The organism is Pseudactinotalea terrae (genome assembly GCF_009733845.1).
GTDB lineage: Bacteria > Actinomycetota > Actinomycetes > Actinomycetales > Beutenbergiaceae > Pseudactinotalea > Pseudactinotalea terrae.
Window position 1 is genome coordinate 185,134 of the sequence record NZ_WNXZ01000003.1, and the last position, 25,215, is coordinate 210,348.

General features: G+C 71.4%; 24 protein-coding genes. 15 read left to right on the forward strand and 9 right to left on the reverse strand.

Translation table 11 applies throughout. The annotated features are described in order from the left end of the window. Window positions 1–180 precede the first annotated feature (180 nt). On the forward strand, window positions 181–3,222 hold the full coding sequence (locus GPA03_RS11710; RefSeq protein ID WP_156252200.1) for an alpha-mannosidase: 3,042 nt from the start codon (window positions 181–183) through the stop codon (window positions 3,220–3,222). A gap of 93 nt (window positions 3,223–3,315) precedes the next feature. Here the strand turns inward: GPA03_RS11710 and GPA03_RS11715 are convergent, their stop codons facing one another. After that, the gene (locus tag GPA03_RS11715; RefSeq protein WP_156252201.1) at window positions 3,316–4,107 is read right to left on the reverse strand and encodes an SH3 domain-containing protein; all 792 of its coding nucleotides are present in this window, start codon (window positions 4,105–4,107) and stop codon (window positions 3,316–3,318) included. A 74-nt stretch (window positions 4,108–4,181) separates the two neighbouring features. On the opposite strand from GPA03_RS11715, the gene GPA03_RS11720 reads away from it, so the two are divergent. The 3 genes from GPA03_RS11720 (at window position 4,182) to GPA03_RS11730 (ending at window position 7,933) form a co-directional block, all read left to right on the forward strand. Then, the gene (locus GPA03_RS11720; protein WP_156252202.1) at window positions 4,182–5,057 is read left to right on the forward strand and encodes a sulfurtransferase; all 876 of its coding nucleotides are present in this window, start codon (window positions 4,182–4,184) and stop codon (window positions 5,055–5,057) included. 156 nt (window positions 5,058–5,213) lie between these two features. Continuing rightward, window positions 5,214–6,269, forward strand: coding sequence for a tRNA (adenosine(37)-N6)-threonylcarbamoyltransferase complex transferase subunit TsaD (tsaD, locus tag GPA03_RS11725; RefSeq protein WP_156252203.1), 1,056 nt, complete (start codon window positions 5,214–5,216; stop codon window positions 6,267–6,269). Then, complete coding sequence (locus GPA03_RS11730; protein WP_156252204.1) at window positions 6,266–7,933, forward strand: glycoside hydrolase family 3 N-terminal domain-containing protein; 1,668 nt, start codon at window positions 6,266–6,268, stop codon at window positions 7,931–7,933. Before tsaD ends, GPA03_RS11730 begins: the two co-directional genes overlap by 4 nt. A gap of 33 nt (window positions 7,934–7,966) precedes the next feature. Here the strand turns inward: GPA03_RS11730 and GPA03_RS11735 are convergent, their stop codons facing one another. The 3 genes from GPA03_RS11735 to GPA03_RS11745 all read right to left on the reverse strand — a co-directional run bounded on the left by GPA03_RS11735 (window position 7,967) and on the right by GPA03_RS11745 (window position 9,450). Next, entirely contained in the window at window positions 7,967–8,470 is a 504-nt protein-coding gene (locus GPA03_RS11735) for an HAAS signaling domain-containing protein (RefSeq protein ID WP_156252205.1), read from the reverse strand. Continuing rightward, window positions 8,467–8,811 (reverse strand): PadR family transcriptional regulator, encoded by a 345-nt coding sequence (locus GPA03_RS11740; protein ID WP_156252206.1) that lies wholly within the window; start codon window positions 8,809–8,811, stop codon window positions 8,467–8,469. Before GPA03_RS11740 ends, GPA03_RS11735 begins: the two co-directional genes overlap by 4 nt. A gap of 120 nt (window positions 8,812–8,931) precedes the next feature. After that, window positions 8,932–9,450 carry an rRNA adenine N-6-methyltransferase family protein gene (locus GPA03_RS11745; RefSeq protein WP_156252207.1) on the reverse strand — a complete coding sequence of 173 codons (519 nt, stop codon included), beginning with the start codon at window positions 9,448–9,450 and terminating at the stop codon, window positions 8,932–8,934. A 132-nt stretch (window positions 9,451–9,582) separates the two neighbouring features. On the opposite strand from GPA03_RS11745, the gene GPA03_RS11750 reads away from it, so the two are divergent. The 5 genes from GPA03_RS11750 to GPA03_RS11770 all read left to right on the forward strand — a co-directional run bounded on the left by GPA03_RS11750 (window position 9,583) and on the right by GPA03_RS11770 (window position 14,062). Continuing rightward, window positions 9,583–10,335, forward strand: a complete 753-nt coding sequence (locus GPA03_RS11750) for an APC family permease (protein WP_156252208.1) — start codon at window positions 9,583–9,585, stop codon at window positions 10,333–10,335. 153 nt (window positions 10,336–10,488) lie between these two features. Further along, a complete protein-coding gene (locus GPA03_RS11755; RefSeq protein WP_156252209.1) occupies window positions 10,489–11,424 on the forward strand; it encodes an ABC transporter ATP-binding protein in 936 nt (311 codons plus the stop codon). After that, complete coding sequence (locus GPA03_RS11760; RefSeq protein WP_156252210.1) at window positions 11,421–12,179, forward strand: ABC transporter permease; 759 nt, start codon at window positions 11,421–11,423, stop codon at window positions 12,177–12,179. The genes GPA03_RS11755 and GPA03_RS11760 overlap by 4 nt, the downstream gene beginning before the upstream one ends. Before the next feature lie 12 nt (window positions 12,180–12,191). After that, the gene (locus GPA03_RS11765; RefSeq protein WP_156252211.1) at window positions 12,192–13,442 is read left to right on the forward strand and encodes a sensor histidine kinase; all 1,251 of its coding nucleotides are present in this window, start codon (window positions 12,192–12,194) and stop codon (window positions 13,440–13,442) included. Further along, window positions 13,439–14,062 (forward strand): response regulator, encoded by a 624-nt coding sequence (locus GPA03_RS11770; protein ID WP_156252212.1) that lies wholly within the window; start codon window positions 13,439–13,441, stop codon window positions 14,060–14,062. Before GPA03_RS11765 ends, GPA03_RS11770 begins: the two co-directional genes overlap by 4 nt. Before the next feature lie 158 nt (window positions 14,063–14,220). On the opposite strand, the gene GPA03_RS11775 is transcribed toward GPA03_RS11770, so the two are convergent. Genes GPA03_RS11775 through GPA03_RS11785 form a run of 3 tightly spaced genes read right to left on the reverse strand, consistent with a single transcriptional unit; the run spans window position 14,221 to window position 17,174 of the window. Beyond that, the gene (locus GPA03_RS11775) at window positions 14,221–15,360 is read right to left on the reverse strand and encodes a glutamate--cysteine ligase (protein WP_156252213.1); all 1,140 of its coding nucleotides are present in this window, start codon (window positions 15,358–15,360) and stop codon (window positions 14,221–14,223) included. A 10-nt stretch (window positions 15,361–15,370) separates the two neighbouring features. Beyond that, the gene (locus GPA03_RS11780; protein WP_156252214.1) at window positions 15,371–15,961 is read right to left on the reverse strand and encodes a pyridoxamine 5'-phosphate oxidase family protein; all 591 of its coding nucleotides are present in this window, start codon (window positions 15,959–15,961) and stop codon (window positions 15,371–15,373) included. A 4-nt stretch (window positions 15,962–15,965) separates the two neighbouring features. Then, window positions 15,966–17,174 carry a class I SAM-dependent methyltransferase gene (locus tag GPA03_RS11785; RefSeq protein WP_421958418.1) on the reverse strand — a complete coding sequence of 403 codons (1,209 nt, stop codon included), beginning with the start codon at window positions 17,172–17,174 and terminating at the stop codon, window positions 15,966–15,968. A gap of 145 nt (window positions 17,175–17,319) precedes the next feature. Here GPA03_RS11785 and GPA03_RS11790 point away from each other — a divergent pair, with 145 nt between their 5' ends. From GPA03_RS11790 to GPA03_RS11810, 5 genes are all read left to right on the forward strand, one after another. After that, entirely contained in the window at window positions 17,320–18,471 is a 1,152-nt protein-coding gene (locus GPA03_RS11790; protein ID WP_156252215.1) for a branched-chain amino acid ABC transporter substrate-binding protein, read from the forward strand. Between the two features lie 107 nt (window positions 18,472–18,578). After that, a complete protein-coding gene (locus GPA03_RS11795) occupies window positions 18,579–19,574 on the forward strand; it encodes a branched-chain amino acid ABC transporter permease (protein ID WP_156252216.1) in 996 nt (331 codons plus the stop codon). After that, window positions 19,571–20,800, forward strand: a complete 1,230-nt coding sequence (locus GPA03_RS11800; RefSeq protein ID WP_156252217.1) for a branched-chain amino acid ABC transporter permease — start codon at window positions 19,571–19,573, stop codon at window positions 20,798–20,800. Before GPA03_RS11795 ends, GPA03_RS11800 begins: the two co-directional genes overlap by 4 nt. Window positions 20,801–20,846: 46 nt before the next feature. Then, a complete protein-coding gene (locus GPA03_RS11805) occupies window positions 20,847–21,626 on the forward strand; it encodes an ABC transporter ATP-binding protein (RefSeq protein ID WP_241681297.1) in 780 nt (259 codons plus the stop codon). Next, complete coding sequence (locus GPA03_RS11810) at window positions 21,616–22,335, forward strand: ABC transporter ATP-binding protein (protein ID WP_156252219.1); 720 nt, start codon at window positions 21,616–21,618, stop codon at window positions 22,333–22,335. The genes GPA03_RS11805 and GPA03_RS11810 overlap by 11 nt, the downstream gene beginning before the upstream one ends. A gap of 171 nt (window positions 22,336–22,506) precedes the next feature. Here GPA03_RS11810 and GPA03_RS11815 read toward each other — a convergent pair whose 3' ends face one another. Further along, entirely contained in the window at window positions 22,507–23,295 is a 789-nt protein-coding gene (locus tag GPA03_RS11815) for an ABC transporter permease (RefSeq protein ID WP_156252220.1), read from the reverse strand. Continuing rightward, a complete protein-coding gene (locus GPA03_RS11820; protein WP_156252221.1) occupies window positions 23,292–24,173 on the reverse strand; it encodes an ABC transporter ATP-binding protein in 882 nt (293 codons plus the stop codon). The genes GPA03_RS11815 and GPA03_RS11820 overlap by 4 nt, the downstream gene beginning before the upstream one ends. 71 nt (window positions 24,174–24,244) lie before the next feature. On the opposite strand from GPA03_RS11820, the gene GPA03_RS11825 reads away from it, so the two are divergent. After that, a complete protein-coding gene (locus tag GPA03_RS11825; RefSeq protein ID WP_162458349.1) occupies window positions 24,245–25,201 on the forward strand; it encodes a TetR/AcrR family transcriptional regulator in 957 nt (318 codons plus the stop codon). Window positions 25,202–25,215 lie beyond the last annotated feature (14 nt).

Genomic DNA, 25,215 nt, shown 5'->3' on the forward strand with positions numbered 1-25,215 from the left:
CACGAGATCGTCGATGCGGCACGAGATCGCCCTCGTGCGGCGACGATCTCGTGCCGTACCGACGGTCTCGTGGGAGCGGCTCGCGGCTGCGGGCGCGGGAGCGGGGGATGTTTCGATCCGTCGTCCAACGCTGCAAGGATTGACCCGACCGCACAACGCGACCCCAGCACAGGAGCCGGAATGCATCGTCATGAGCCCATCGACGCACAGCGCGTCGCCCGTCATCTCTCCGACCGCATCGCGCCGGCCGCGACGAGCGTGGTGGTGCCGCTGGATGTCGAGGTGTGGGAGCCGGTCGCAGCCTCCGGCGTGGTGGGGCAGGCCGAGCCGGTCCCTGTCACCGAGGGGCTCGCCGCCGACTACCAGCCCTTCGAGGTCGGCTCGAGCTGGGGCCCGCCGTGGGGCACCACGTGGTTCCGGCTCACCGGGGTGGTCGCGCCGGAGGACCGCGACGGCGACCTCGAGGTCGTGGTCGAGCTCGGCTGGGCCGATCACTCGCCGGGCTTCCAGTGCGAGGGCACGGTGTACCGCCCCGACGGTTCGATCATCAAGGGCATCCATCCCCGGAACACCTGGATCCCGGTCGAGCTCGACGCCGAGGGACGGTTCCAGGTCTACCTCGAGGCCGCCTCGAACCCGGTCATCAACTCCTGGTCGAGCACCGAGCGCGGCGACGTGCTCACGAGCGACTCCAAGCGGCAGTACGAGCTCCTGCGTGCCGACATCGTGCGCGTGCACCGCGAGGTGCGTGAGCTGGTGAGGGATGTCCAGGCGCTCGAGGGCCTCGTGCTCACGCTCCCGGAGGACTCGCACCGCCGCGCCGAGCTCCGGGTGGCGCTCGACCGAGCGATGGACGCGCTCGACCTGCAGGACGTCCCCGCCACCGCGACCGCGGCGCGCGCGCGGCTGGCCGAGGTGATGAGCCGCCCGGCCGAGGGCAGCGCGCACCGGGCGATCGCCGTCGGGCACGCGCACATCGACTCGGCCTGGCTGTGGCCGGTCCGGGAGACCCGGCGCAAGGTCGCGCGCACGATCGCGAACGTGCTGCGCCTCGCCGACGACGGCGAGCCCATCGTGTTCGCCTTCCCGGCCGCGCAGCACTCCGCGTGGTTGCAGGCCGACCACCCGGACCTGTTCGCACGGCTGCAGACCGCCGTCGCGCAGGGTGTCGTGGTGCCGGTCGGCGGTATGTGGGTCGAGTCCGACGCGAACCTGCCCGGCGGCGAGGCGATGGTGCGCCAGCTCGTGGAGGGCGCCGCGTTCTTCGAGGAGGCGTACGGCTTCCGGTGCCAGGAGGTGTGGCTGCCGGACTCCTTCGGGTACTCGGGCGCGCTGCCGCAGCTCGCGCGGCTCGCGGGTGCGCGCTGGTTCCTCACGCAGAAGATCTCCTGGAACCAGGTCGACGACTTCCCGCACCACACGTTCCACTGGGAGGGCATCGACGGCAGCCGCATCCTCACGCACTTCCCGCCGGTCGACACCTACAACTCCGACCTGTCCGCCCGCGAGCTGCACCACGCGGCCAGCAACTTCCGCGACAAGGGTGCGGCGGGGACCGCGCTGATCCCGTTCGGGCACGGCGACGGCGGTGGCGGACCCACCCGGGAGATGCTCGCCCAGGCAGCGCGCACCGCGGACCTCGAGGGCTCGCCGCGGGTCACGGTGACCACACCGAGCGCCTACTACGAGGCCGCCGTCGCCGAGTACGAGAACCCCCCGGTGTGGGTGGGTGAGCTGTACCTGGAGATGCACCGCGCCACGTACACCTCGCAGGCGCGCATCAAGCGGGCCAACCGCACCGGCGAGCACCTGCTGCGCGAGGCGGAGCTGTGGGCCACCACGGCTGCCGTGCGCGCCGGCTACGAGTACCCGGCCGCCGAGCTCCAGCAGCTGTGGCGCACGGTGCTGCTCGGCCAGTTCCACGACATCCTGCCGGGCAGCTCGATCTCGTGGGTCTACCGCGACATGCTCGCCGAGCACGCCCAGGTGCAGGAGCGGCTCCACGAGATCATCGGCGAGACCCAGCAGCTGCTGGCCGGCTCCGGCGATCAGCCGATCTCGTTCAACGCCGGGCCGCTGGCCCGCGCGGGGGTGCCCGCGCTGGGAGGTGCGGTGATCGAGCAGGCGAGCTCCGCCGTCGGCGTCCAGGAGGACGGCGAGGGCTACGTGCTGGAGCACGAGGCGCTCAGGGTGCGCATCGACGGCGACGGCCTGCTGACGAGCATCTGGGACAAGGTGAACGAGCGCGAGGTCGTGCCGCCCGGGCAGCGGGGGAACCTGCTGCAGCTGCACCAGGACTTCCCTAACGCCTACGACGCGTGGGACGTGGACCCGTTCTACCGCAACAACGTGGTCGACATCGCGCACGCCGATGCCATCGAGAGCTCCTCGGACGCGGGCTCGGCGACCGTGACCGTGCGGCGCACGCTCGAGGGTCGGCCGGTCACCCAGACCGTGACGCTGCGCGCCGACGACCCCGGCGTGCACATCGGGGTCGAGGTGGAGTGGGCGGCCAAGGACAAGTTCCTCAAGCTCGGATTACCCGTGGACGTGCACACCGACCACGCGCGCTACGAGGTGCAGATGGGGCATCTCACCCGCCCCACGCACACCAACACCTCGTGGGACTTCTACCGGTTCGAGGTGTGGGCGCACCGGTGGCTGCACGTGGCAGAGCCCGGCTACGGCGTCGCGCTCGCGAACGAGGCGACCTACGGTTACGACCTCACTCGGCACCCGCGCGAGGGCGGCGGCACGTTCCACATGGTGCGCGCGAGCCTGCTCCGCGGGCCTGGGTACCCGGACCCGCGCACCGATCACGGCACGCACTCGTTCGGCTTCGTGCTCGTGCCGGGGGCGAGCGTCGACGACGCGATGGCGGCCGGCTACGCCGCCAACCTGCCGTTGCGCGAGATCACCGGCTCACCGGTGGAGCCGCTGGTGAACCTCGACGGCGGAGCCGTGGTCGAGGCGGTCAAGCTCGCGCAGGACGGCAGCGGTGACGTCGTCGTGCGCCTCTACGAGCCGCACGGTGCCCGGTCGACGGCGCAGCTCGCCGCCTCCTTCGACGTCGCCGATGTCACCGAGGTCGACCTGCACGAGCGGCCGCTGAGCGAGGAGACGGTGGTGGCGCCGTCGGCGATCGAGACGGTCGAGGGTGGGACCGTGAGCCTGCAGCTCCGCCCGTTCCAGGTGGTGACGGTGCGGCTCCAGCGGGCCTAGGAGCGGTGAGTGAGCACACCGACGGTGACTGCGCACACGGCACAGTGCGCTCTCACCGTCGGTGTGCGCACTCAGGGCCGGGCGGGCGGCGCGCTACGCGCAGTCGCCGGTGCCCGAGACACCGCGGGCGCACAGCTGGGTGGCGGTGACGCGGGTGACGGTGAAGGTGTCGTCGGCCTGCGCGGCGACCACGAACAGGCGGGCGCCGAGGACCGAGTCGTCGCCCTTGACCAGCACGTCGATGCGGACCTGCAGGTTCTCCTGCACCACGATCGGTCCGTACACGACGATCGCCTGCGGAGACCCGGTCTGGTCCCAGGCGGCGACCACGGCGTCGATCAGGGCGCGGCGGCTGTCACCGGTCGGGGGCGGGTCGAAGGTGTCGGTGACATCGCGGCTCGCGCCGGGCTCGGCGACGTAGCGGGAGATCACCCAGCCGACGTCGTCGCCCGCCCGGACCTGGTACCAGATGCCGGCCCCGCCGCCGAGGTCGCGGTTGCGGCCGGTCGCGACGAGCGGGGTGTCGGGCGCGAGCCGGGCGATGGAGTCGAACTCGATCCCCGGCCCGATGCGGAGGTTGAGGATCTCCTGGGCGTTCACGCCCACGATCAGCAGACTGGTGCCGGCCTCCGGGTAGCCCTCCACGACCGTGCCGGGCAGATCCTCCTCGGCGGGCGTGGTGGGGTCGGCTTCGGTGGGCTCCCCGGACGCGGTCGCGTCCTCGACCTCGGCCCCGGCCGCCGTGTCGGTGGGTGTCGGGTCGGAGGTGGGCGCCGTCGTCGTGCTCGGATCGGGGCTGGGATCGGTGACGAGGTCGCACGAGCCCAGCAGGCCCGCCAGGAGGAGTGCCGCGGCGGCGGCCGCGCTCGCCCGTGCTCGCTGCATGGCGCCAACCTACGCGGAGACCGGGCGGCGCCCTACGATGGCGGGCGGAGTGTGACGCGATCGGGAGGGGTGAGATGACCGAGGAGACCTTGCGCAAGGGCGTGCTCGTGGACGCCGAGGAGCTGCGCGCGCTGCTCGTCGAGGACGCCAGGCTGGTGCTGCTCGATGTGCGGTGGTCGCTCGCCGATCCCGACGGTCACCGCGCCTACAGCCTCGGCCACCTGCCCGGTGCGCTCTTCGTGGACCTCGACCAGGATCTCGCCGCCGCGCCGAGCCCCGAGCAGGGGCGTCATCCGCTGCCCGATCTCGAGGACCTGCAGGCGGCCGCGCGTCGCTGGGGGATCGACGACGGCGACCCGGTGGTCGTGTACGACGACTCCGGCGGCACCTCCGCCGCACGCGCCTGGTGGCTGCTGCGCTGGGGCGGGCTCACCGACGTGCGGATCCTCGACGGCGGGCTGCAGGCGTGGATCGGCCAGGGCGGGCTGCTCGAGGACGGCGACGTCCAGGTACCCCCCGGTTCGGTCGTGCTGACCCCGGGGAACATGCCGGTCGCCGAGGCCGACGACGTGGCCGACCTGCCCGGGCGTGGCGTGCTCCTCGACGCGCGCGCCGACGAGCGCTACCGCGGCGAGGTCGAGCCGGTCGACTCCCGCGCCGGGCACGTGCCCGGTGCGGTCAGCGCCCCGACCACGGACAACCTCCGCGAGGACCAGACCTTCAAGTCCGGGGGCGAGCTGAACGAGGTGTTCTCCGCCGTCGGGATCGAGAAGGAGACCGAGGTCGCGGTCTACTGCGGGTCCGGCGTCACGGCCGCCCACGAGATCGCGGCCCTGGAGACGATCGGCGTGCACGCGAAGCTCTACCCCGGCTCCTGGTCGCAGTGGTCGGCCGACGAGGCCCGCCCCGTCGCCACCGGCATCGAGCGCCCCGGCTCGTCCGTCACCTGACTGGCCCGACCACGGCGCCGAGTTCGTCCCCGACCGCCGAGCTCGTCGGGTGTGCCAGACGAACTCGCCGGTCTGCACCGAACTCGATGGGCGGGGGTGTGTGGCGGCAGGGCGAGCCGGCAGGGCGAGTGGCAGCGGGAAGCGTAAGGTGCTCGGGTGTCTGATGCACCGCTCGTTCTCGGGATCGAGAGCACCTGTGACGAGACCGGCGTCGCGCTGGTCCGAGGGCTCGATCTCCTCGCCGATGTCACCGCGTCCTCGATGGACGACCACGCCCGTTTCGGCGGGATCGTGCCCGAGGTCGCGTCGCGCGCGCACCTCGAGGCGTTCGGTCCCACGCTCGAGGCAGCTCTCGAGCAGGCCGGCGTCGCGCTCGAGGATGTCGACGCCATCGCGGTCGCGGCCGGCCCCGGGCTGAGCGGCTCGCTCGCCGTCGGAGTCGCCTCCGCCAAGGCCCTCGCGCTCGGGCTCGGGATCCCGCTGCACGGGGTCAACCACGTGATCGGGCACGTCGCCGTGGACGCTCTCGTGCACGGCCCGTTCCCCGAGAGGTTCCTCGGCCTGGTGGTCTCCGGCGGGCACTCCTCGCTGCTGCGGGTGGGCAACATCGCCACCGACGTCACCGAGCTCGGTCAGACCCTCGACGACGCCGCCGGCGAGGCCTTCGACAAGGTCGGCCGCCTGCTCGGCCTGCCCTACCCGGGCGGCCCGCACGTGGACCGCGCCGCCGCCGCGGGCGATCGCGAGGCGTTCGCGTTCCCGCGCGGGCTCTCGCGCCCCAAGGACCTCCAGCGCCACCCCTACGACTTCTCGTTCTCGGGTCTCAAGACGGCGGTCGCGCGGGTCGTCGAAGGGTTCGAGGATCGGGGCGAGGAGATCCCCGTGGCCGACGTCGCAGCCTCCTTCTCGGAGGCCGTCGCCGATGTCCTGGTCACCAAGACCCTCCGTGCGTGCGAGCTGAACGAGGTCGACACGGTCGTGGTCGGCGGCGGGTTCTCCGCCAACTCGCGCCTCCGGGGGCTCGCGGCGGAACGGTTCGAAGCGGCCGGCATCGAGCTGCGGATCCCCCCGATCCGCTACTGCACCGACAACGGCGCGATGATCGCGGCACTGGGCTCCGCCGTCGTGCAGGCAGGGCTGCCGGCCTCGCCGCTGGACATCACGATCGACTCCCAGATGCCGCTGACGCAGGTGGTGATGAGCGCCGCATGACGCGTCGCCGACTCGCCCTCGCCGCGCTCGCGGCCGCACTCGTGCTCGTCGGCTGCACGGACCCGAACGGGGGCGGCGATCAGACCTCGTCCGGCGAGCCCACGCCCTCGACCACCTCGCCCTCGGCCACCCCGAGCGAGACCCCGACGGCGGAGCCCACCCTGGCCTGGGGGCCCACCGAGGCCGAGCTCGAGCAGGCGATGACCGATGCCGCTGCGCTCAGCGACGAGGAGGCCGCCGGTCAGGTGCTCATCGGCACCTTCAGCGGCACCGACCCCGCCGCGGCGGGTGCGGCCGTGACCGATCTCGGCCTGGGCGGCGTCATCGTGTTCGCCGGGAACGTCGCCTCGCTCGAGCAGATGATCGCGGTCGGCGACGCCGTGCAGGAGGCCGTGGGCGCCACACGCGACTGGCCGGGCATCGTCTCGGTCGACAACGAGGGCGGCATCGTGCAGCGCCTCTCGGCGCAGACCGGGCCGTGGACCACGTTCCCGCCGTTCCAGGTCGCGGGCGCGGCATCGGGCAGCCCCGAGGTGGTCTCCGCCGCCTACGAGGCGATGGGCCGCGAGCTCCTGGCGAGCGGGATCACGATGAACTTCGCGCCGGACGCCGATGTCACGGTCGGCCCCTCCGATGTCACGATCGGGAGCCGCTCGGCCGGCTCGGACCCCGACCGGGTCGCGCAGACCGTGGTCGCCGCGTACGAGGGCTTCAGCGCCGGCGGCATGCTCACCAGCGCGAAGCACTTCCCTGGCCACGGCAGCCTCGACGTCGACTCCCACGAGAGCCTCCCGGTCCTCGACATCCCCACGGCGGAGCTCGCCTCGCGCGACCTCGTCCCGTTCGAGGCCGCGGTCGAGGCCGGTGTGCCGGCGGTGATGATGGGCCACATCGCCGTGAGCGACTGGGACCCGGGTGTGCCGGCGTCGCTCTCGCCCGCTGCGTACTCCTACCTGCGGGACGAGCTCGGGTTCACGGGCGTGGCGGTCACCGACGGCCTCGACATGGGGGCGCTCACGAGCACCTGGAGCGACGGCGAGATCGCCGCGCAGGCGCTCATCGCCGGGGCGGACCTGCTGCTGGGGCCGACCGATCTGCGGGCAGCGCGTGACGGCATCCTCGGCGCGCTCGCCGACGGCAGCCTGAGCCGCGATCGCCTCACCGAGGCGGCCGGCCGCGTGATCGCGCTGGTGCGGTGGCAGGCGGAGCTGGCGCAGCGGGCGGGTGCCGAACCGGCCGACGTCGGCGCGAGCGCTCCTGAGCTCGCGGACCTCGCGGCGGCAGCAGTGACGCTCGTCGCGGGGGAGTGCTCCGGCTCGCTCGCCGGCCCGCGCATCCACGTGCGCGGCGGCACGGAGGATGTCTGGAACGCGTTCGTGGCCACCGCCCAGGAGGCCGGGCTCGAGGTGGTGCCGCTGGAGCAGCCGGCCGACACCGACGTGCGGCTGTTGACCGCAGGTTCCGACGGCTCGGCCGCCGCCGATGTCGCGATCGCGCTGGACTCGCCCTACCCGCTCGCAGCATCTCCGGCGCAGACCCAGGTCGCGGCCTACGGCAGCACGCCCGAGGCGATGGCGGCCGCCGTCGCCGTGCTCACGGGCGCTGCGAGCGCACCCGGCCGGCTACCGGTCGAGGTCGGTGACCTGCCCGCCTCCGTCTGCTGAGCGCACGGGCGACCGGCTCGTGCTCGGCTGGCACTACCGCCGGATCGGCAGCGCCCGCCAGGCGGCAGACGCGACGAGGAAGCCGATCAGCGCAGCGATGGTGACCGGCCAGGACCAGCCGGACAAGCTCCAGGAGAGCTCGGCGTCGGTCGCGACCGCGACGATGTGCACCCCGAGGAAGTTCCCCTCCACGGTGCCGCCGCCGGCGCCGAGCACGCCGTCGGTCAGGCCGAACAGGTAGCCCATGCCGGCCAGCATCGCGATCAACAGCACCGCGCCCGCACCGAGCACCCCGAACGACCAGGACGGCCGCCGTCGGGGCTCGGCCTCGACCAGCTCACGAGCGAGGGCGCGCGGCTTCCCGAGATCCTCGATCGCCCGGGGCATCCCGACGTCGGCAGCAGCGTCGGCGAGGTTGGTGCGCAGCTCGTGGAGCACCTCACGGCGGCGGCGCCGGGACATCGGGTCGAGCCAGAGCTCGACATCCTGCAGGTAGCTCCATCGACGGAGGCGGTCGGTCAGCGACAGCGTGCTCACTGGTGCTCCTCTCGTTGGGCGGCGACGGCGTGCACCACGCCGCCCAGGTCGCCCCAGGCGGCGAGCGCGTCGCGGTAGTGGGCCTCCCCGGCCGGGGTGGGTCGGTAGTACTTGCGGGCAGGGCCCGACGGCGAGGGCACGAGGTGCGAGGTCAGCTTGCCCTCGCGCTCGAGCCGGCTCAGGGTGGGGTAGACGGTGCCGGTGGCGATGCCCTCGAGGCCCGCTGCCTGGAGCCGGGTCACCAGCTCGTACCCGTACGACTCGGCAGTCCCCAGCAGGCCGATGACGAGTATCGGCAGCACGCCTTTGAGGAGCTGGGGGTCCCGCTCGAACGTGCTCATGCGCACAAGTTATGCCCACTAGTAGGCAATGTCAATTAGCGTGACGATGTCACGGCCCGCATGCGGCCGTGTGCTGCCGACGAGCGCAGACGAGTCTCTGCGGGTGAGGGAACGAGCTGACTACCGGATCTGCAGCACGGCGGCGTCGACTCGCGGCGGCGGTCGGAACGCTGATCGAGGCACACGGAGGCCGACACGCAGCCGACGCCTGCGCACGCGGTTCCGTTCCGCCCAGCGCCGGGCCGCGGCCTGCTGGAGCACGAGGTCGGCGCTGAGCATCCCGGGTGCGGCGAGCAGCGAGCGCACCAGGGTGGTCGCGCCGTCGAACGGTGGGTTCGCCACCACACGGAACGGCCGCGACGGCAGCCGGAGCTCGGCGAGGTCGAGCTCAAGGACCCGCACGTCAGCCGCTGCGAACCGCTCGCGCAGCGCGGCGGCCCGCCGTGCGTGCAGCTCGACGGCGAGCACCCGCGCCCCGGCAGCGACCAGGGGAGCGGTCAGCGCGCCGTCGCCGGCGCCGAGGTCGAGCACGAGATCGCCGGGGCGGACGCCCGCCGAGGCCACGACGCGCTCGGCCCAGTCAGGGCTGAGCGGGTGCCAGCCCCATCGGCGTCGCGACCCGGAGCGATACCCGGACACGACGCACCATCGCGGTCATGAGAGCCATGGATGTGACCGTAGGCTGATCCAACCGGCGAGCGCACGGTGTTTTCTTGTTGTCCGTGCCATGAGTGTCGGTCGCTTGATCCCGCCCCAGGAGGAGACCTCGAAGTGAATGCGTCGGAGCGCCGTGCCGCCTATCTCGACGATCTCGGAGGTCTGCTGCGGCCCCTGACCGCGCTGCAGCGCATCGAGGTCATCGACGGCGTCCGCGACCGTATCGACACAGCGGTCGCGGCGCTCGGGCGCGAGCCCAGCGACGCCGACATGGTGCACATCCTCGAGGGGATCGGGTCGGTCGAGTCGGTCGCCCAGGAGGCCCTGGCGGGGCGCACCCCGGTCAGCGAGCAGGTCGGCCAGACGGCGTCGTCGAGCACGCCAGCCGTCAGCGCGCAGGCGCCCGCGGCGGTCCAGCGCACGCCCCGGCCCACGACCGAACGGAACTTCGACCTCTCCAGTATCCCGGCGATGGAGTGGCCCGACGACGCGGCGCCGCGACCCTCGATGACCCGCCGCTGGCTGCCCTTCGTGGTGCTGCTGCTCATCGGTCTCGGCTCGTTCTTCCTGATGTTCCTGCTGCCGGCACTGGCGCTGATCGTGGGCGCGATCCTGCTGTGGATCTCGCCGCTGTGGAGCAGGGCCGAGAAGGTGATCGGCACGGCGGTCCCCGCGATCGGGCTCGGCGCGTTCCTGCCCCTGGTCGCGCTCGGTGCGAGCGAGGGCGGCAACCCGATGCTCGTGATGGTCGGCTTCGTGCTCGTGCTGCTCGGTATCGCCGCCATGATCTTCGTCGCGCTGCGGGGGTTCCGCTCCGCGCGCGCGATCGACGTCGAGTACCCGGCGGTAGCCAAGCGCAAGCGCTGACAGTCAGCAGAACCCCGAGCTCGAGGTAGTCCATGACCGGGCGGGTTCAGGGGATAGCGCAGCGAGACCGGCCTCGGGGGTCAATCGATCGGTTGATGAGGGCGCAGCCACCTGCGTGATGTGCGCACCGGCGTCGGTCTCGATGCTGGGGGTATGACAGCCGACACGAGTGACCCCGCCGTCCTGGTCGAGGGTCTGCGCAAGACATACGGGAGCAAGGTCGCGGTCGACGAGGTGAGCCTCGCCGTCGAGCGCGGTGAGATCTTCGGCATCCTCGGCCCCAACGGGGCGGGCAAGACCACCACGGTGGAGTCGATCGCCGGGCTGCGCACCGGCGATGCGGGCAGGATCCGTGTGCTCGGCCTCGACCCGTGGACCGAGCGCGAGGCGCTGGTGCAGGTGCTGGGTGTCCAGCTCCAGGAGAGCAAGCTGCAGCCGAAGATCACGGTGCGCGAGGCGCTCGAGCTGTGGACGGCGTTCTACGACGACCCGGTGCCCTGGGCCGATCTGGCGGCGCAGCTCGGGCTGGCCGAGCATCTCGACCAGCGCTTCGGCCAGCTCAGCGGGGGTCAGCAGCAGCGGCTCTCGATAGCCCTGGCGCTCGTGGGACGGCCGCGGGTCGCGATCCTCGACGAGCTCAGCACCGGGCTCGACCCCCGCGCGCGGCGCGAGGTCTGGCAGCTGGTCCGCGACCTCCGCGAGGGCGGCGTCACGGTCGTGCTCGTGACGCACTCGATGGAGGAGGCCTCCGAGCTGTGCGACCGGATCGCGATCATCGACCGTGGCCGCGTGCGCGCCCTCGGCACGCCCGAGGAGCTCGTCCAGTCCGGTGGTGTCGCGACGATCACGAGCTTCGAGGCGGCCTCGATGGACCTGGAGGTTCTCCGAGGTGTCGCCGGCGTCGCCGCCGTGCGTGCCGAGGGCGACCGCGTGGTGGTCGAGGGCGGCGAGGACGTGGTCCTCGGTGTCCTCACGGCGCTCGCCGGCCACGGGATCGTGCCGCGCAAGCTGCGTGTCATCGCAGGCTCGCTCGATGTGGCCTACCTCGACCTGACCGATGAGACCAACGACAAGGTGGAGGCATCATGAGCCGGACCCTGATCAAGCCTGCGACGACCGCGGTGCTCAAGACCGAGGCGACGCTGTTCGCCCGCGAGCCGGCCTCACTCTTCTGGATCGTGGCGTTCCCGCTCGTGCTCGCGTGCGTGATGGGTGTGGTGCCCGGGTTCCGCGACCCCGATCCCGACCTGGGCGGCATGCGGGTGCTCGACCTGTACGTGCCGATCAGCGTGCTGCTGTCGATGATCATGGCGGCGATCATGTCGATGCCGCCCGTGGTCTTCGGCTACCGCGAGAGCGGGGTGCTGCGCAGGTTGCGCACCACCCCGGTGCGGCCGCTGGTGCTGCTCGGCGCCCAGGTCGCGATGCACGCGGGCGCGGTCGCCGCCTCGACCGTGCTGCTGCTTGCCGTGTCGCGGCTGCTCTTCGACACGCCCCTCCCGGCCGCCCCCGGGTGGTACGTGCTCACGTATGTGCTCGCGCTGCTCGCGTCGTTCGGGCTCGGCGCGATCGTGACGGCGGTCGCGCCCAACGCGCGGATCGGGATGGCGATCGGGATGCTCGTGTTCTTCCCCTCGATGTTCACGGCCGGCGTGTGGTTCCCCGTGCAGGGCATGGGCGGGATGCTGCAGCAGATCGTGGAGCTGACGCCGCTGGGCGCCGCCTCGCAGGCGCTCTACCAGTCGATGGCCGGGCAGGTTCCCGAACCCCAGCATCTGGCGGTGATGCTCGTGTGGATCACGATCACCTACGGCGTCGCCTCCCGCACGTTCCGGTGGGAGTGAGAGGATCGGGCCGTGGTTGCCTCATCGAGCGTTGAGCGGTGGGAGCGGTGGATCACGGTCGTGCCATTCGGGGCGCTCGTCGTCGCGACGGCTGCGGCGATGGCCGCCGGTCCCTCGATGGGGACCACCACGCCCACGGCGCGGCTGGTCGCCCAGCTCGCGCTCGCCGTCGTCGCGGCGGTGTACCTGTGGTGGTTCACCGTGGCGCGGCCAGAGCTGAGCGAGAAGCGCCCGTGGTCGGTCGGCTTCTACGTGGGGCGGACCGCGCTGGCGCTCGCGCTCACGCTGCTCAACCCGCTGTTCTGCATCTTCGCGTGGGTCGGGTACATCGACGCGCACGTGATCTTCCGCGGCCGGGCGCGCTGGCTCGCGCTCGGGTTCTCGGCGGCGATCATGGCGACCGGCCAGAGCGGCCGGCTGCCGCTCGTCCTCGACGGGCAGGCGGCGCTCTGGGTCGTGCTGCTGGTCGTGAACCTCGGTCTGGCGACCGTGTTCGCCAGCTACGGCAACTCGATGGCGGAGTCGAACACCGAGCGCGCCGCCACGATCAGCGAGCTCGAGCGGCTCAACGCCGAGCTCGAGGAGGCGCTGGCCGAGAACGCGCAGCTGCACGAGACGGTGATCGTGCAGGCACGATCCTCCGGCGTGCAGCAGGAGCGGCAGCGCCTGGCCCGCGAGATCCACGACACGATCGCGCAGTCGCTGGCCGGTGTGCTCGCCCAGCTCCAGGCGGCCCACGAGGAGACGGACCCGGCCGCCGTCCGGGCGCGCATGGGCAGGGCCCGGGAGCTGACCAGGGAGGCGCTGGCCGAGGCGCGGCGGTCGGTGATGAACATGGTGCCGGAACCGTTGAGCGCGAGCTCGCTGCCGGAAGCGGTGTCCGCGCTGGTCAGCTCCTGGGGAGCCACGAACGGCGTGCGGGCGCAGGCGGTGCTCGCCGGGGAGCCGCGTCCGCTGCACCCCGAGGTCGAGGCCACGGTGCTGCGGATCACGCAGGAGGCGCTCACCAACGTGATCAAGCACGCCTCGGCGAGCAGGGTGGGCGTGACGCTCACCTACGACGACGACGAGGTGGTCCTGGACGTGCGCGACGACGGCGTCGGTTTCGACCCGGAGGGCCCGACGCGGCCGACCTGCTTCGGGCTGCGCGGCATGCGCCAGCGCACGGATCGGCTCGCCGGCACGCTGGAGGTCGAGGCGGCGCCGGGGGCCGGGACCGCGATCTCGGTGCGGCTGCCGGCCCTGGAGCGGAGCGCTGCATGATCCGCATCGTCGTGGCCGACGACCACCCCGTGGTCCGCGACGGCGTCGCCTCGACCCTGTCCTCGACCCCCGGTCTGGAGGTCGTCGGGCAGGCGTCGGACGGTCCCGAGGCGGTCGAGCTGGTGGCGGCGCTGCAGCCGGATGTGGTCGTCATGGACCTGCGCATGCCTGGGGGCGGCGGCGTCGAGGCGGTGCGTGAGCTGCGCCGCCGTGGCGCTTCGGCTCGCGTGCTGGTGCTCACGACCTACGACACCGACTCCGACACGATCGCCGCTGTCGAGGCCGGCGCCACCGGCTACCTGCTCAAGGACGCGCCCACCGAGACCCTGGTGGCCGCCGTCCGCTCGACGGCGGCCGGTGAGGCCGTGCTCTCGCCCGCGGTGGCGAGTCGGCTGGCCTCGCACGTGCGGAGCCCGCAACGCAGCGCTGCCCTGAGCGCCCGGGAGCGGGAGGTGCTGGCACTGGTGGCCCAGGGCCGGTCGAACCGTCTGATCGCCCGCGACCTGTTCGTCAGCGAGGCCACCGTCAAGACGCACCTGGTGCACATCTACACCAAGCTCGGCGTGACCGACCGCGCCGCGGCCGTCGCGAGCGGCTACCGGCTGGGGATCCTCACCTGATCCGAGCCGCCGCTGGCGAGCGAACCCGCCCGGCCCGGCCTGCTGAGTGCGCACATCGACGGTGAGTCCGCACCGTGCACGGTGCGCACTCGCCGTCGATGTGCGCACTCAGGCGGGAGAGGCGGGAGAGGCGGGTGCCGGCGAGCCGGCGAGCCTGGTCACCGCGGGGGGAGGGGGCGCCCGGCGCGGAACTCCTCGACCAGGTGCGCGACCACGTGGTCGAGCGCGCCACCGTGGGCTGCGGCGACCGCGCGCTGGCGCTGGTAGGAACCGGTCAGACCCAGCACGCCCTCGAGCTCGTCGCTGCAGCCGAGATCGGCGGCCACCGGGCGCAGCGAGGAGATCAACCGGGCCAGTGAGTCCGTGACCAGCTCCTCGTTGCCGGCCTCGTCGAGGATGACGATCGCCTCCATGCCGTAGCGGGCTGCGCGCCACTTGTTCTCGGTGAGGAACCAGGGCGTGATCGTGGGCAGCGTCTCGCCGGCGTCGAGCCGGCGTGAGAGCCACTCCACGAGGGAGTGCACCAGCGCCACCAGGGAGGCGAGCTCGGCACGGTTCGTGACGCCGTCGAAGATCCGCATCTCGATCGTGCCGAACGTGGGCGAGGGCCGGATGTCCCAGCGGACCTCGTCGAAGGAGTCGATGACGCCGGTGTGCAGCATGTCGTCGACGTACCGCTCGAGCTCGGTCCAGGTGGTGATGTTCGTGAAGGGCAGCCCCGCCGTCGGGAGCTGCTGGAAAAGCAGGGCGCGGTTGGAGGCGTAGGAGGTGTCGCGGCCGTCCCAGTACGGTGAGGAGCAGGACAGCGCGAGCAGGTGCGGGTAGTACGTGAGCAGCGCGCCCAGGATCGGCAGCACCTTGTCGCGCCTCTCGATGCCGACGTGCACGTGCACGCCGTAGATCAGCATCTGCCGGCCCCACCACTGGGTGCGGTCGATCAGCGTGGCGTAGCGCGCCTTGTTCGTGACCTTCTGGTTCGCCCAGTGCCCGAACGGGTGCGTGCCCGCGCACATCAGCTCGACCCGCAGCGGGTCCGTGACCTCGCGCACGAGCGCGACGCTGCGGTCCAGGTCGGCCATCGCCTCGCCGACCGTGCGGCACACCCCGGTCACCAGCTCCACCGTGTTGAGCAGCAGCTCCTGCCGGATCGTGGGGTGCTGCGAGCCGTCCGCGGGAGCGACCGCGTCGAGCACGGTCTGCGCGACCTGCCGGAGGTCGCCCGTGTCGGAGTCGACCAGCGCGAGCTCCCACTCCACGCCCAGCGTGGAACGCTCCGACGGAGCGAAGTCCAGTGTCACCGGGACATCTTCACCCGCGTGAGCCCCCGGCGTCGGCCGGATGGGGAGCCTCTCGCTCCTCGAACGCAGGCAGCCCGTCGAGGCTCGTGGTGTTCTTGAGGGCGCGGTAGGCGCGCACCCCGTCGAGACCGCGGCGTTCCATGTTCGGGATCAGCATGTCGCGCTCGGTGGCGCCCTCGAAGAGCGGCAGTCCGTAGCCGCAGGAGTCGGAGACCCGCTCCACGTCCACCACGATCACTGCACGGGTCGCGATCGTCTCCGGGAACCGCGGCTGCCACCGCGCGAACTCCTCGTCGTAGATCGACACCACGCGCCCGCGGCCATGGAGCCGCAGGATCTTCGGCTGCCGCTCGAACGAGCAGAACATGACGGTGATGCGGCCGTTCTCGCGCAGGTGCGCGTGCGTCTCGGCGCCGCTCGCGGTGATGTCGAGGTAGGCGACCGTGTGCTCGTCGACCACCGCGAACGTGCCGTCGATGCCCTTCGGAGAGACGTTGACGTGCCCGTGCTCCGAGAGCGGGGCGGTCGCCACGAAGAACACGTGCTGCCTCGCGATGAACTCCTGCAACCGCGGCGTGATCGCCTCGTAGACCTGTCCCACGGGCTCAGCCTCGCACGGGTAGCGGTTCGACCACGATCACGCTCTGCTTCCCGGACAGCCGGGTCAGCACGATCGTCGCCTCCTCGGGTCCCTTGAGGCCGAGCTGCTGGCGCAGCTGATCCGGCACGACGGCGGTGCCTCGCTTCTTGATGGTCACTCGCCCCACGTTCCGGTCCCGGAGGTAGGCGCGCAGCCGTTTGAGCCCGAAGTCGAAGGAGTCGAGCACGCGGAAGCCGGCGGCGAACGGCGTGGGACGCTCCGCCGTCGTCGTGACGTACGCGATCGAGGGATCCACCAGGGTGCCGCCGAGGTCGGCGGCGATCCGGGCGACCAGGCCCGCGCGGATGACAGCGCCGTCGGGCTCGTAGAGGAAGCTGCCGAGCGGGCCGGACTCGGCGCGAGCCGCGGCGGCGTCGGCGTCGCCGGCCTGGCTGAGCAGGTGCGTGCCGCGCGCGCCGAGGAGCAGGGCGCTGCGGCCCGATCCCTCGGGGGCGAGCGGCCCGAACCAGAGGCCCGCCTCGACGACGTCGCCGTCGACGCTGACCCATTGCGCGTGCGTCTCGCTCGGCAGCGCCCGGTACGGGATCCCCGGGCCGACCTTGAGGCCGAGCGCAGGCACGGTGGAGCGCAGGGCCAGCAGCGTGTCGAGGTCGGGGGAGTAGGAGCGGGGGTCGAAGACCCGGGTGCCGCGGCGCGTGCGCCGGGCGGGATCGGCGAAGACGGCGTCGATCCCCTCGGCGGCCAGGTCGACCTCCAGCGCGTCCCCGTGGCGGACCGTGGTCGACTCGAAGGCGCGCAGGTTGACGGCGGCGATCGCTGCGGTGACCTCGTCACGCTCGACCGCGAGCACCGAGAGGCCGAGCGCGCCGAGGGCCATCGCATCGCTGCCGATGCCGCACCCCAGGTCGGCGACCTTGGTCACGCCGGCGTTCGCGAACCGTTGCGCGTGCCGTGCCGCGACCGCGAGCCGGGTGGCCTGCTCGAGCCCTTCGGGCGTGAACAGCATCTCGTTCGCGAACTCGCCGAACTTGCCCTGGGCCCGGGTGCGCAACCGGCTCTGCGTCAGCACCGCGGCGACCAGGTCCGGGTCCACGCCGCGCTCGCGCAGGCCGGTGGCGAGCTGGAGCGCACGGTCCTCGTCGTAGGGAGGCATCTGCGACAGCAGGCTCCACCCCTCCGGGGTCAGCAGCAGGTCGACAGCGCGCACGTCCACAGGGAGCGATCCTGCCAGCCCCCGTTACGACTGAGTAACAACTGAGCGGGTCGGCGGCGGCGGGTTGACGGCGGTGTTAGGTTCCACGCACCCCATCCGTTCGGGCGAGGACGCCCGACACAGACCTCCCGTGGAGGAACCCCGAATGACTCGATCCACGACCATCTGGCGCACCGCAGGCCTGCTCACCGCAGCCGGTCTCGCTCTCGCCGCGTGCGGAACCACCGGCGGCGACGGAGGCAACGGTGACGGCGGCGACGGCGGCGATGGAGGCGGCGACTGCGCCGGCGTCCTCGCGTACGTCGGCCCGCTCACCGGACCAGCCGCCAACCTCGGCATCAACATCGTGAACGGCTCGAAGCTCGCGCTCGAGCAGTTCCAGGAGGCGAACCCCGACTGCGAGGTCACGATCGAGGAGTTCGACACCCAGGGCGACCCGGCGCAGGCGAGCCCGCTGGTCTCAGAGATCGTCGGCAACGACGACATCATCGGCGTGATCGGCCCCACCTTCTCCGGTGAGACGGCGGCCACCGGCCCCGTGTTCGCCGAGGCTGGCCTGGTCACGGTCTCGCCCTCGGCGACCAACCCCGATCTCGCTCTCAACGGCTGGGACACCTTCCACCGCATCATCGGTAACGACGACACCCAGGCACCGGCCGTCGCTACCTACCTCACCGGCATCGACGCCCAGAGCGTGTTCGTCATCGACGACGCCTCCGAGTACGGCGCCGGTCTCGGAGCAGGCGTGGTGGAAGCGCTCGGCGACCTCGTGGTCGGGACCGAGACGATCCAGGTCGGCGACACGGACTTCGGTCCCGCCGTCACGGCCGTCAACGCCTCCGGCGCCGAGGCGATCTACTTCGCCGGCTATTACGCGGAGGCCGGCCTGCTCGTCAGCCAGCTGCGCTCCGGTGGCTATGACGGGCTGTTCATGTCCGGTGACGGCACGCTCGACCCGGGCTTCGTCGAGGCGGCCGGCGCGGCTGCTGATGGTTCGGTGCTGACGTGCCCGTGCGCACCTGCCGACGACGAGTTCGCCGCGGCCTACGAGGAGTCCGCGGGCCAGGCCCCGGGCACGTACTCGACCGAGGGGTACGACGCCGCGAACATCCTGCTCCAGGGCATCGTCGACGGGAACCTCGACCGTGCCTCGCTGCTCGAGTGGGTGAACAACTACGACGCCGACGGCGTCACCAAGCACATCCAGTTCGACGAGACCGGTGAGGTCGCCGAGGTCGTCGTCTACGCCTATCCCGTCGAGAGTGGTGAGATCCTGCTGGGCGAGCCGATCGAGTAGCTGCTGACCGCCCGGGGTCGACACCGATCCCGGGCGGTGCTCATGTTCGACGGTGGTCGGGGAGCTGGGCGCTCCCCGGCCACGCCCTGATGTGAGGAGCTTCCACGGTGCAGTTCCAGTACGTCCTCGACAACTTCGTCAGCCTGTTCGTCGGCGGTCTCGTGTTCGGCGCTGTCTACGCGCTCGTCGCACTCGGCTACACGATGGTCTACGGGGTGCTTCAGCTCATCAACTTCGCGCACTCCGAGGTGTTCATGTTCGGCACCTTCGCCACCGTGTGGGCGTTGTGGCTCATCGGCGCCGACACCTCGACCATGGGCGTCGCGCTCGTGCTCTCGTTGGCGTTCGCGATGGTGGTGTCGATGGTGACCTCCGGAGGCGTGGCGCTGCTGCTGGAACGCGTGGCCTACCGGCCGCTCCTGAAACGCGGGGCACCGCGTCTCGTGGCTCTCATCTCCGCGATCGGCGCCTCGTTCGTGCTCTCGGAGGCGATGGGACTGCGCGGTGCGATCGCCAGCGCGCTCGGGCTCGAGAGCGTCCTCGGTCGATACGTGGCCCGGTCCCGCGAGAACCTGGGACTTCCGACGGACCGCACCTTCACGGTGCAGTTCGAGATCTTCGGCTACGGGGTCACGAACCGCGACATCATCATCGTGGTCGCGGCCGTGCTGATGATGGTCCTCGCTGACCAGTTCATCCGACGTACGCGCACCGGCCGCGGCATCCGCGCGGTGGCGCAGGACCCGGAGACCTCGTCCCTCATGGGTGTCAACAGCACGCGCGTCATCCAGATCACCTTCCTCATCGGTGGTCTGCTCGCCGGTGCGGCAGCGACGCTCTACATGCTTCAGGTGGGCGCGACCCGTTACAACGCGGGCTTCATCCTCGGTGTCAAGGCCTTCACCGCGGCCGTGCTCGGCGGTATCGGCAACCTGCGAGGCGCCCTCCTCGGCGGTTTCGTCCTCGGCATCGCCGAGAGCCTGGGCGCCGGACTGTTCGGCGGCGAGTGGCGCTCGGTGGTGGCCTTCGTGCTGCTGGTGCTGATCCTGCTCTTCCGACCGACCGGTCTGCTCGGTGAGTCGCTCGGGAAGGCACGCGCATGAGCGGGACGACGACAGCAGGCGCGCCTCGGGCACCCCGCCGGGGAGCGCTTCTCGACGGCGTCCGGGCTCGCCTGCGGAAGACCCCGCGCTGGGCACAGTTCCTCTTCATGACGGCCCTGGCGCTGCTGTGCTACCTGCTGCCGCTACTGGAGCTGCCGATCATCTCGACGCCCGGCACGGACTTCGGTGGTGTCCTGTTCACCGTCGCGGTCTACGTGCTGGTCGCGGTCGGTCTCAACATCGTGGTCGGTTACGCAGGGCTGCTCGACCTCGGGTACGTCGGCTTCTACGCCATCGGCGCGTACACGGTCGGTGTACTGACCTCGCAGCACGCCACCTGGCCGTGGCTGCTCAGCCTGCCCGTGGCGCTCGGCGTGACGATGCTCTCGGGCGTGCTGCTCGGGTGGCCCACCCTGCGTGTGCGTGGCGACTACCTCGCGATCGTGACACTCGGCTTCGGTGAGATCGTGCGGCTGACGCTCATCAACACCGAGTGGCTCGGTGCCGCCCCCGGGATCAGCTCGATCCCGGCGCCGCCGAGCCTGCCGTTGATCGAGCTCCCCCACCTCGACTGGAGCACGGGTGTCCCACTCGTCGACTTCAGCGACACGACGACGTTCATCCAGTTCACCGTCACCGACCCGGTGCCGTTCTACTGGCTCGCGCTGACGCTCGTGATCCTGGTGCTGCTGGCTGACAAGCGCATCAAGAACTCGCGGGTGGGCCGCTCCTGGGAGGCAACGCGCGAGGACGAGGACGCCGCCGAGCTGATGGGCGTTCCTACGTTCCGGTTCAAGCTGCTGGCGTTCGCGCTCGGTGCGTTCGTGGGTGGCATCGCGGGCTCGTTGTTCGCGACCCGGCAAACCTTCATCAACCCCGAGTCCTTCACGCTGCTGATCTCCATCCTGTTCCTGTCCGCCGTCGTGCTCGGCGGCCAGGGCAACCGGTGGGGCGCCGTGATCGGCGCGATCGTGGTGGCGTACCTGCCCGAGCGGTTCCGCGGGTTCGAGCAGTGGCGTGTGCTGGTGTTCGGCATCGCGCTCATGCTGCTCGCGATCTACCGGCCGCAGGGGCTGCTGCCACCACGGCGCACGATTCGGGCTCAGCAGATGCGGGAGACCGAGGAGTCGCTCGAGACCGCCGACCCGACCCTCGTGGGCAGGGTCGCGACCGAGGACGGCGACGTCGGACGCGATGCCCAGGAGAAGGGGGAGGATCGTGGCTGAGCCGGTCGAGGCGCCGCCGAGCGCCGCGCCGATCCGATTGCTGGAGATGGACGACATCACGCTGCGGTTCGGGGGCGTGACCGCGCTGGACGGCGTGAGCTTCCACATCGACCAGGGCGAGATTCTCGGTCTGATCGGCCCGAACGGCGCGGGCAAGACGACGGCCTTCAACGTCATGACCGGGATCTACCGGCCGACGTCGGGTCGGGTGAGCTTCGACGGTCACCCGACGTCAAGGTTGAAGCGCTACCAGATCGCCAAGCGCGGCATCGCGCGCACGTTCCAGAACATCCGTCTGTTCAAGGCCATGACCGCGCTGGAGAACGTCATGGTGGGGGCCGATGCGCGTCACAGCACCGGACCCATCTCGGCCCTGCTGGGGCTGCCGAAGCACCGCCGTGAGGAGGAGGCGGGGCGGGAGCTGGCACACGAGCTGCTCGACTTCGTGGGGGTCCGCGGCCGCGCCGACGAGCTCGCGGGCAACCTCTCCTACGGCGATCAGCGGCGGCTGGAGATCGCGCGGGCGATGGCCACGCAGCCGAAGCTGCTGTGCCTCGACGAGCCGGCCGCGGGCTTCAATCCCTCGGAGAAGCAGGCGCTGATGGAGCTGATCCGGAGCATCCGTGACCGCGGTCTCACGGTGCTCCTGATCGAGCACGACATGCGGCTGGTGATGGGTGCCGTCGACCGCTTGGTGGTACTGGAGTTCGGGCGGAAGATCGCCGACGGCACCCCGGCCGAGGTCCAGAACGACCCGGGCGTGATCGCCGCATACCTCGGGGTGGACGAGGACGAGATGGGGGAGGTCGACGACGATGCTTCTTGAGGTGCGTGACCTCTCGGTCAACTACGGCCACATCGAGGCGATCCGCGACATCAGCTTCGATGTCCCCGAAGGTTCGGTGGTGACCCTGATCGGCGCCAACGGCGCCGGCAAGAGCACCACGCTCAAGACGATCTCGGGGCTGCGCAAGATGCGGACCGGATCGATCTTCTACGACGGGCAGGACCTGGCGAAGATCTCGCCCGACAAGCGCGTGCAGATGGGCATCAGCCAGGCGCCCGAGGGCCGTGGCATCTTCCCCGGCATGACCGTGCGCGAGAACCTCGAGATGGGCGCCTACGTGCGGCGCAACCGCAGCGCGGCCGCTCTGGCGCCCGACTTCGACCGGGTGCTGACGCTGTTCCCGCGACTCCAGGAGCGGATCAAGCAGCCCGCCGGGACCCTGTCCGGTGGCGAGCAGCAGATGGTCGCGATCGGCCGGGCGCTGATGGCCCAGCCCCGGCTGGTGCTGCTGGACGAGCCCTCGATGGGCCTGGCACCCAAGCTGATCCAGCAGATCTTCAAGATTATCGAGGAGATCAACGCCCAGGGCACCACGGTGCTGCTGGTGGAGCAGAACGCGGCGCAGGCCCTCCGCCGCGCTCATCACGCCTACCTGCTCGAGACCGGTGAGATCGTCCGCTCCGGCACGGGCGCGGAGCTCGCGGGTGACCCTGCGGTCCGCGCCGCCTACCTGGGCGGCGACATCTAGCGCGACCGGCCACCACTGGCCACCCGCCACATCGCCCCCGAGAGGGCGCAGGCCTGACGGCGGGGCGTGGCGAGCCACTCCCCGCCGTCACGCTTGCGCCCTTTCGGTAGCTGCAGCGACGCAGCCGGAACCGTGGCGGCAGGAGTGGCCGGGCAGCAGCGGCCGCCGTCGTCAGCGGGCGGTGCGGCGAGAGAAGGTGACGCCCACCAGCACCGCGGCGATCACCACCGCGCCGACGCACCACGCCACGCCCACCGGGCCTGCGCTGCCGAGCTCGGTGCCGGTGAGCAGGCCGCGGACCGTCTCGATGATCGGTGTGATCGGCTGGTGCTCGGCGAACCCCCGCAGCCAGCCCGGCATCGTCTCGACAGGCACGAAGGCACTCGAGACGTACGGCAGGAACAGCAGCAGGAACCCGTAGCCGTTGGCACTCTCCGGGCTCCCTGCCACCAGGCCGATGAACGCGAAGAGCGCCGTGATCGCCAGGATGTAGAGGGCGACGAGCCCCAGTGCGAGCACCCACTCGACCGGGTTCGCGGTCGGTCTGAACCCGAGCGCGACGCCCACGCCGATGACGATCCCGGTGGCCAGCAGGTTGCGCACCAGGCTCGCGACCACGTGCCCGACCAGGACCGTGGGGCTGACGATCGGGAGGGTCCGGAACCGGTTGATCGCTCCGGTGGTGAGGTCCCGATTCACCGACACCGCCACCCCCGAGGCCCCGAAGCCCGCGCACAGCAGGATGATCCCGGGCACCACGTAGGTGAGGTAGCTGCCGTCGCTGGCGATCGCGCCACCGAACACGTACGTGAACGTCAGCATCAGGATGACCGGCAGCAGGATGGCCATGAGCATGGCCTCGCCGTCGCGAAGGTTCTGCCGCAGGCTCCGCTCGACGAAGATGCGCGCGGCGCCCAGCGGGCTCGCCCCGCGCCCGGAGGGGATGGTCAGAGTGGTCATGCCGCCACCTTCTCCCGGTCGATACCCGAGCCGGTCAGCGACGCGAACGCGTCTTCGAGCGTCGGGCGCCGCAGCTCGACGTGCAGCCCGGCAGCATCCGAGCCCAGCTGAGCCAGGGCTGCGGCGACTCCGCCTGCCGTGCCGTCGGTGGTCAGCGTCCGGACGACCTCGCCGTCGCCGGTGGTCAGCACCAGCTCCTCGCCGCCGATGCGCGCCGTGAGCTCGGCAGCCGTCCCCTCGGCGACGATCCGCCCCTGCGCCAGCACCCCGATCCGGTCGGCCAGCGCTTCGGCCTCCTCGAGGTACTGGGTGGTGAGCAGCACGGTCGTGCCGGTGCGCGCGAGCGCCCGGATGTCGGCCCACAGCCGCCGCCGGCTGGTCGGGTCGAGCCCGGTGGTGGGCTCGTCGAGGAACAGCACCTTCGGCTGCTGCACCAGGCTCATGGCCAGGTCGACCCGGCGCGCCGTGCCGCCGGAGAGGTCGCGCACCAGCTTGCCGGCCGAGGCGCTCAGGTCGAAGGAGTCGATCAGCTCGTCCGCCCGGCCGCGGGCGCGGCGGGCGCTCATCCCGAGCAGCCGCCCGATCAGGACGAGGTTCTCGGCCGGAGTCAGCAGCGCATCGACAGCGGCGAACTGGCCGGTCACGCTGATCTGCTGCCGCACGCAGCGACGGTCCGTGAGCGGGACACCGCAGATCGAGGCGGTCCCGCCGTCCGGCTTCACGAGCGTGGTGAGGATGTTGACGAGCGTCGTCTTGCCGGCCCCGTTGGGGCCGAGGAGCGAGTAGATCCCGCTCGGCACGGTGAGGGTGAGGTCGGAGAGCACGACGGCGGAGCCGTAGCTCTTCCGGAGCGCGTCCACCTCGATCGCGGATGCCATCGGAAGACCCTTTCTGTGTATCGGACATACAGAGTATGGCATACACAGTGTGCGTTGCATACAGTAGCGCCATGGTTGAGGACGGACTGCCGCGCACCGTGGCCGTGGCCTGGGGCATCGCCGAGTCGCCGCAGCGCGGGCCGAAGCGCGAGCTGAGCCACGAGGGGATCGTCGACGCGGCGATCGAGATCGCGGACGCTGAAGGCCTCGACGCCGTCACGATGCAGCGGGTCGCTTCCACGTTCGGCTTCACCACCATGGCGCTGTACCGGTACATCGCGAGCAAGGACGAGCTGCATCGCCTGATGCTCGACGCCGCGGTGCAGACCGAGGAGCTGGCCGCCATCCCCGACGACGACTGGCGGGCCGGGCTCCGGGCCTGGGCAGAGCTGCTCGTCGGCTGCTACCGGCGGCACCCCTGGGTGCTGCATCTCCGGGTCGACGCGGACCTGCTGATCATGCCCAACAACATGGCGTTCGTGGACGCGGGACTTCGCGCGCTCCGCACGCTGGCGGTCCCGGGCGAGGAGCGGCTCGCGATCATCGTCACGTGCGCGGTGCTCGTCCGCGGGTTCTCGGGAGTCTCGGGCGACCTCGAGGGCGCGCAGATGTACTCCGACGCGACGGTCGCGGCGATCCGGGAGGTCGTGACCCCCGCCCGGTTGCCCGATCTCGCCCCGTTCGTGGCGTCGGGGATGTATCTGGGTGACGTGGAGGCGCCTGATCCGGGCGAGTTCGGCCCCGACCTCGAGTTCGCCCTGACCGCGTTCGTCGACGGTCTCGCAGCTCGCGCTGCCGGCAAGGTGCCGGAGCGGGTGGAGGAACCACCGCCGTCGACCCCCCGCGAGGCCTTCGAGAGAGCAGAGCGCAGCTGGCGCGAGGCGATCGCCGTCCGGAAAGCCACCGAGCAGCGGGTCAAGGAGATGTACCGGCGCGAGTCGGAGCTCGAGCGTGCGAAGAACGATGCCAAGGAGCTCATGAAGACGGCCGAGAGGATCGAGCGCCGCTCCTCGGGTGGGCACGGGTAGTTCGACCCCGTCGT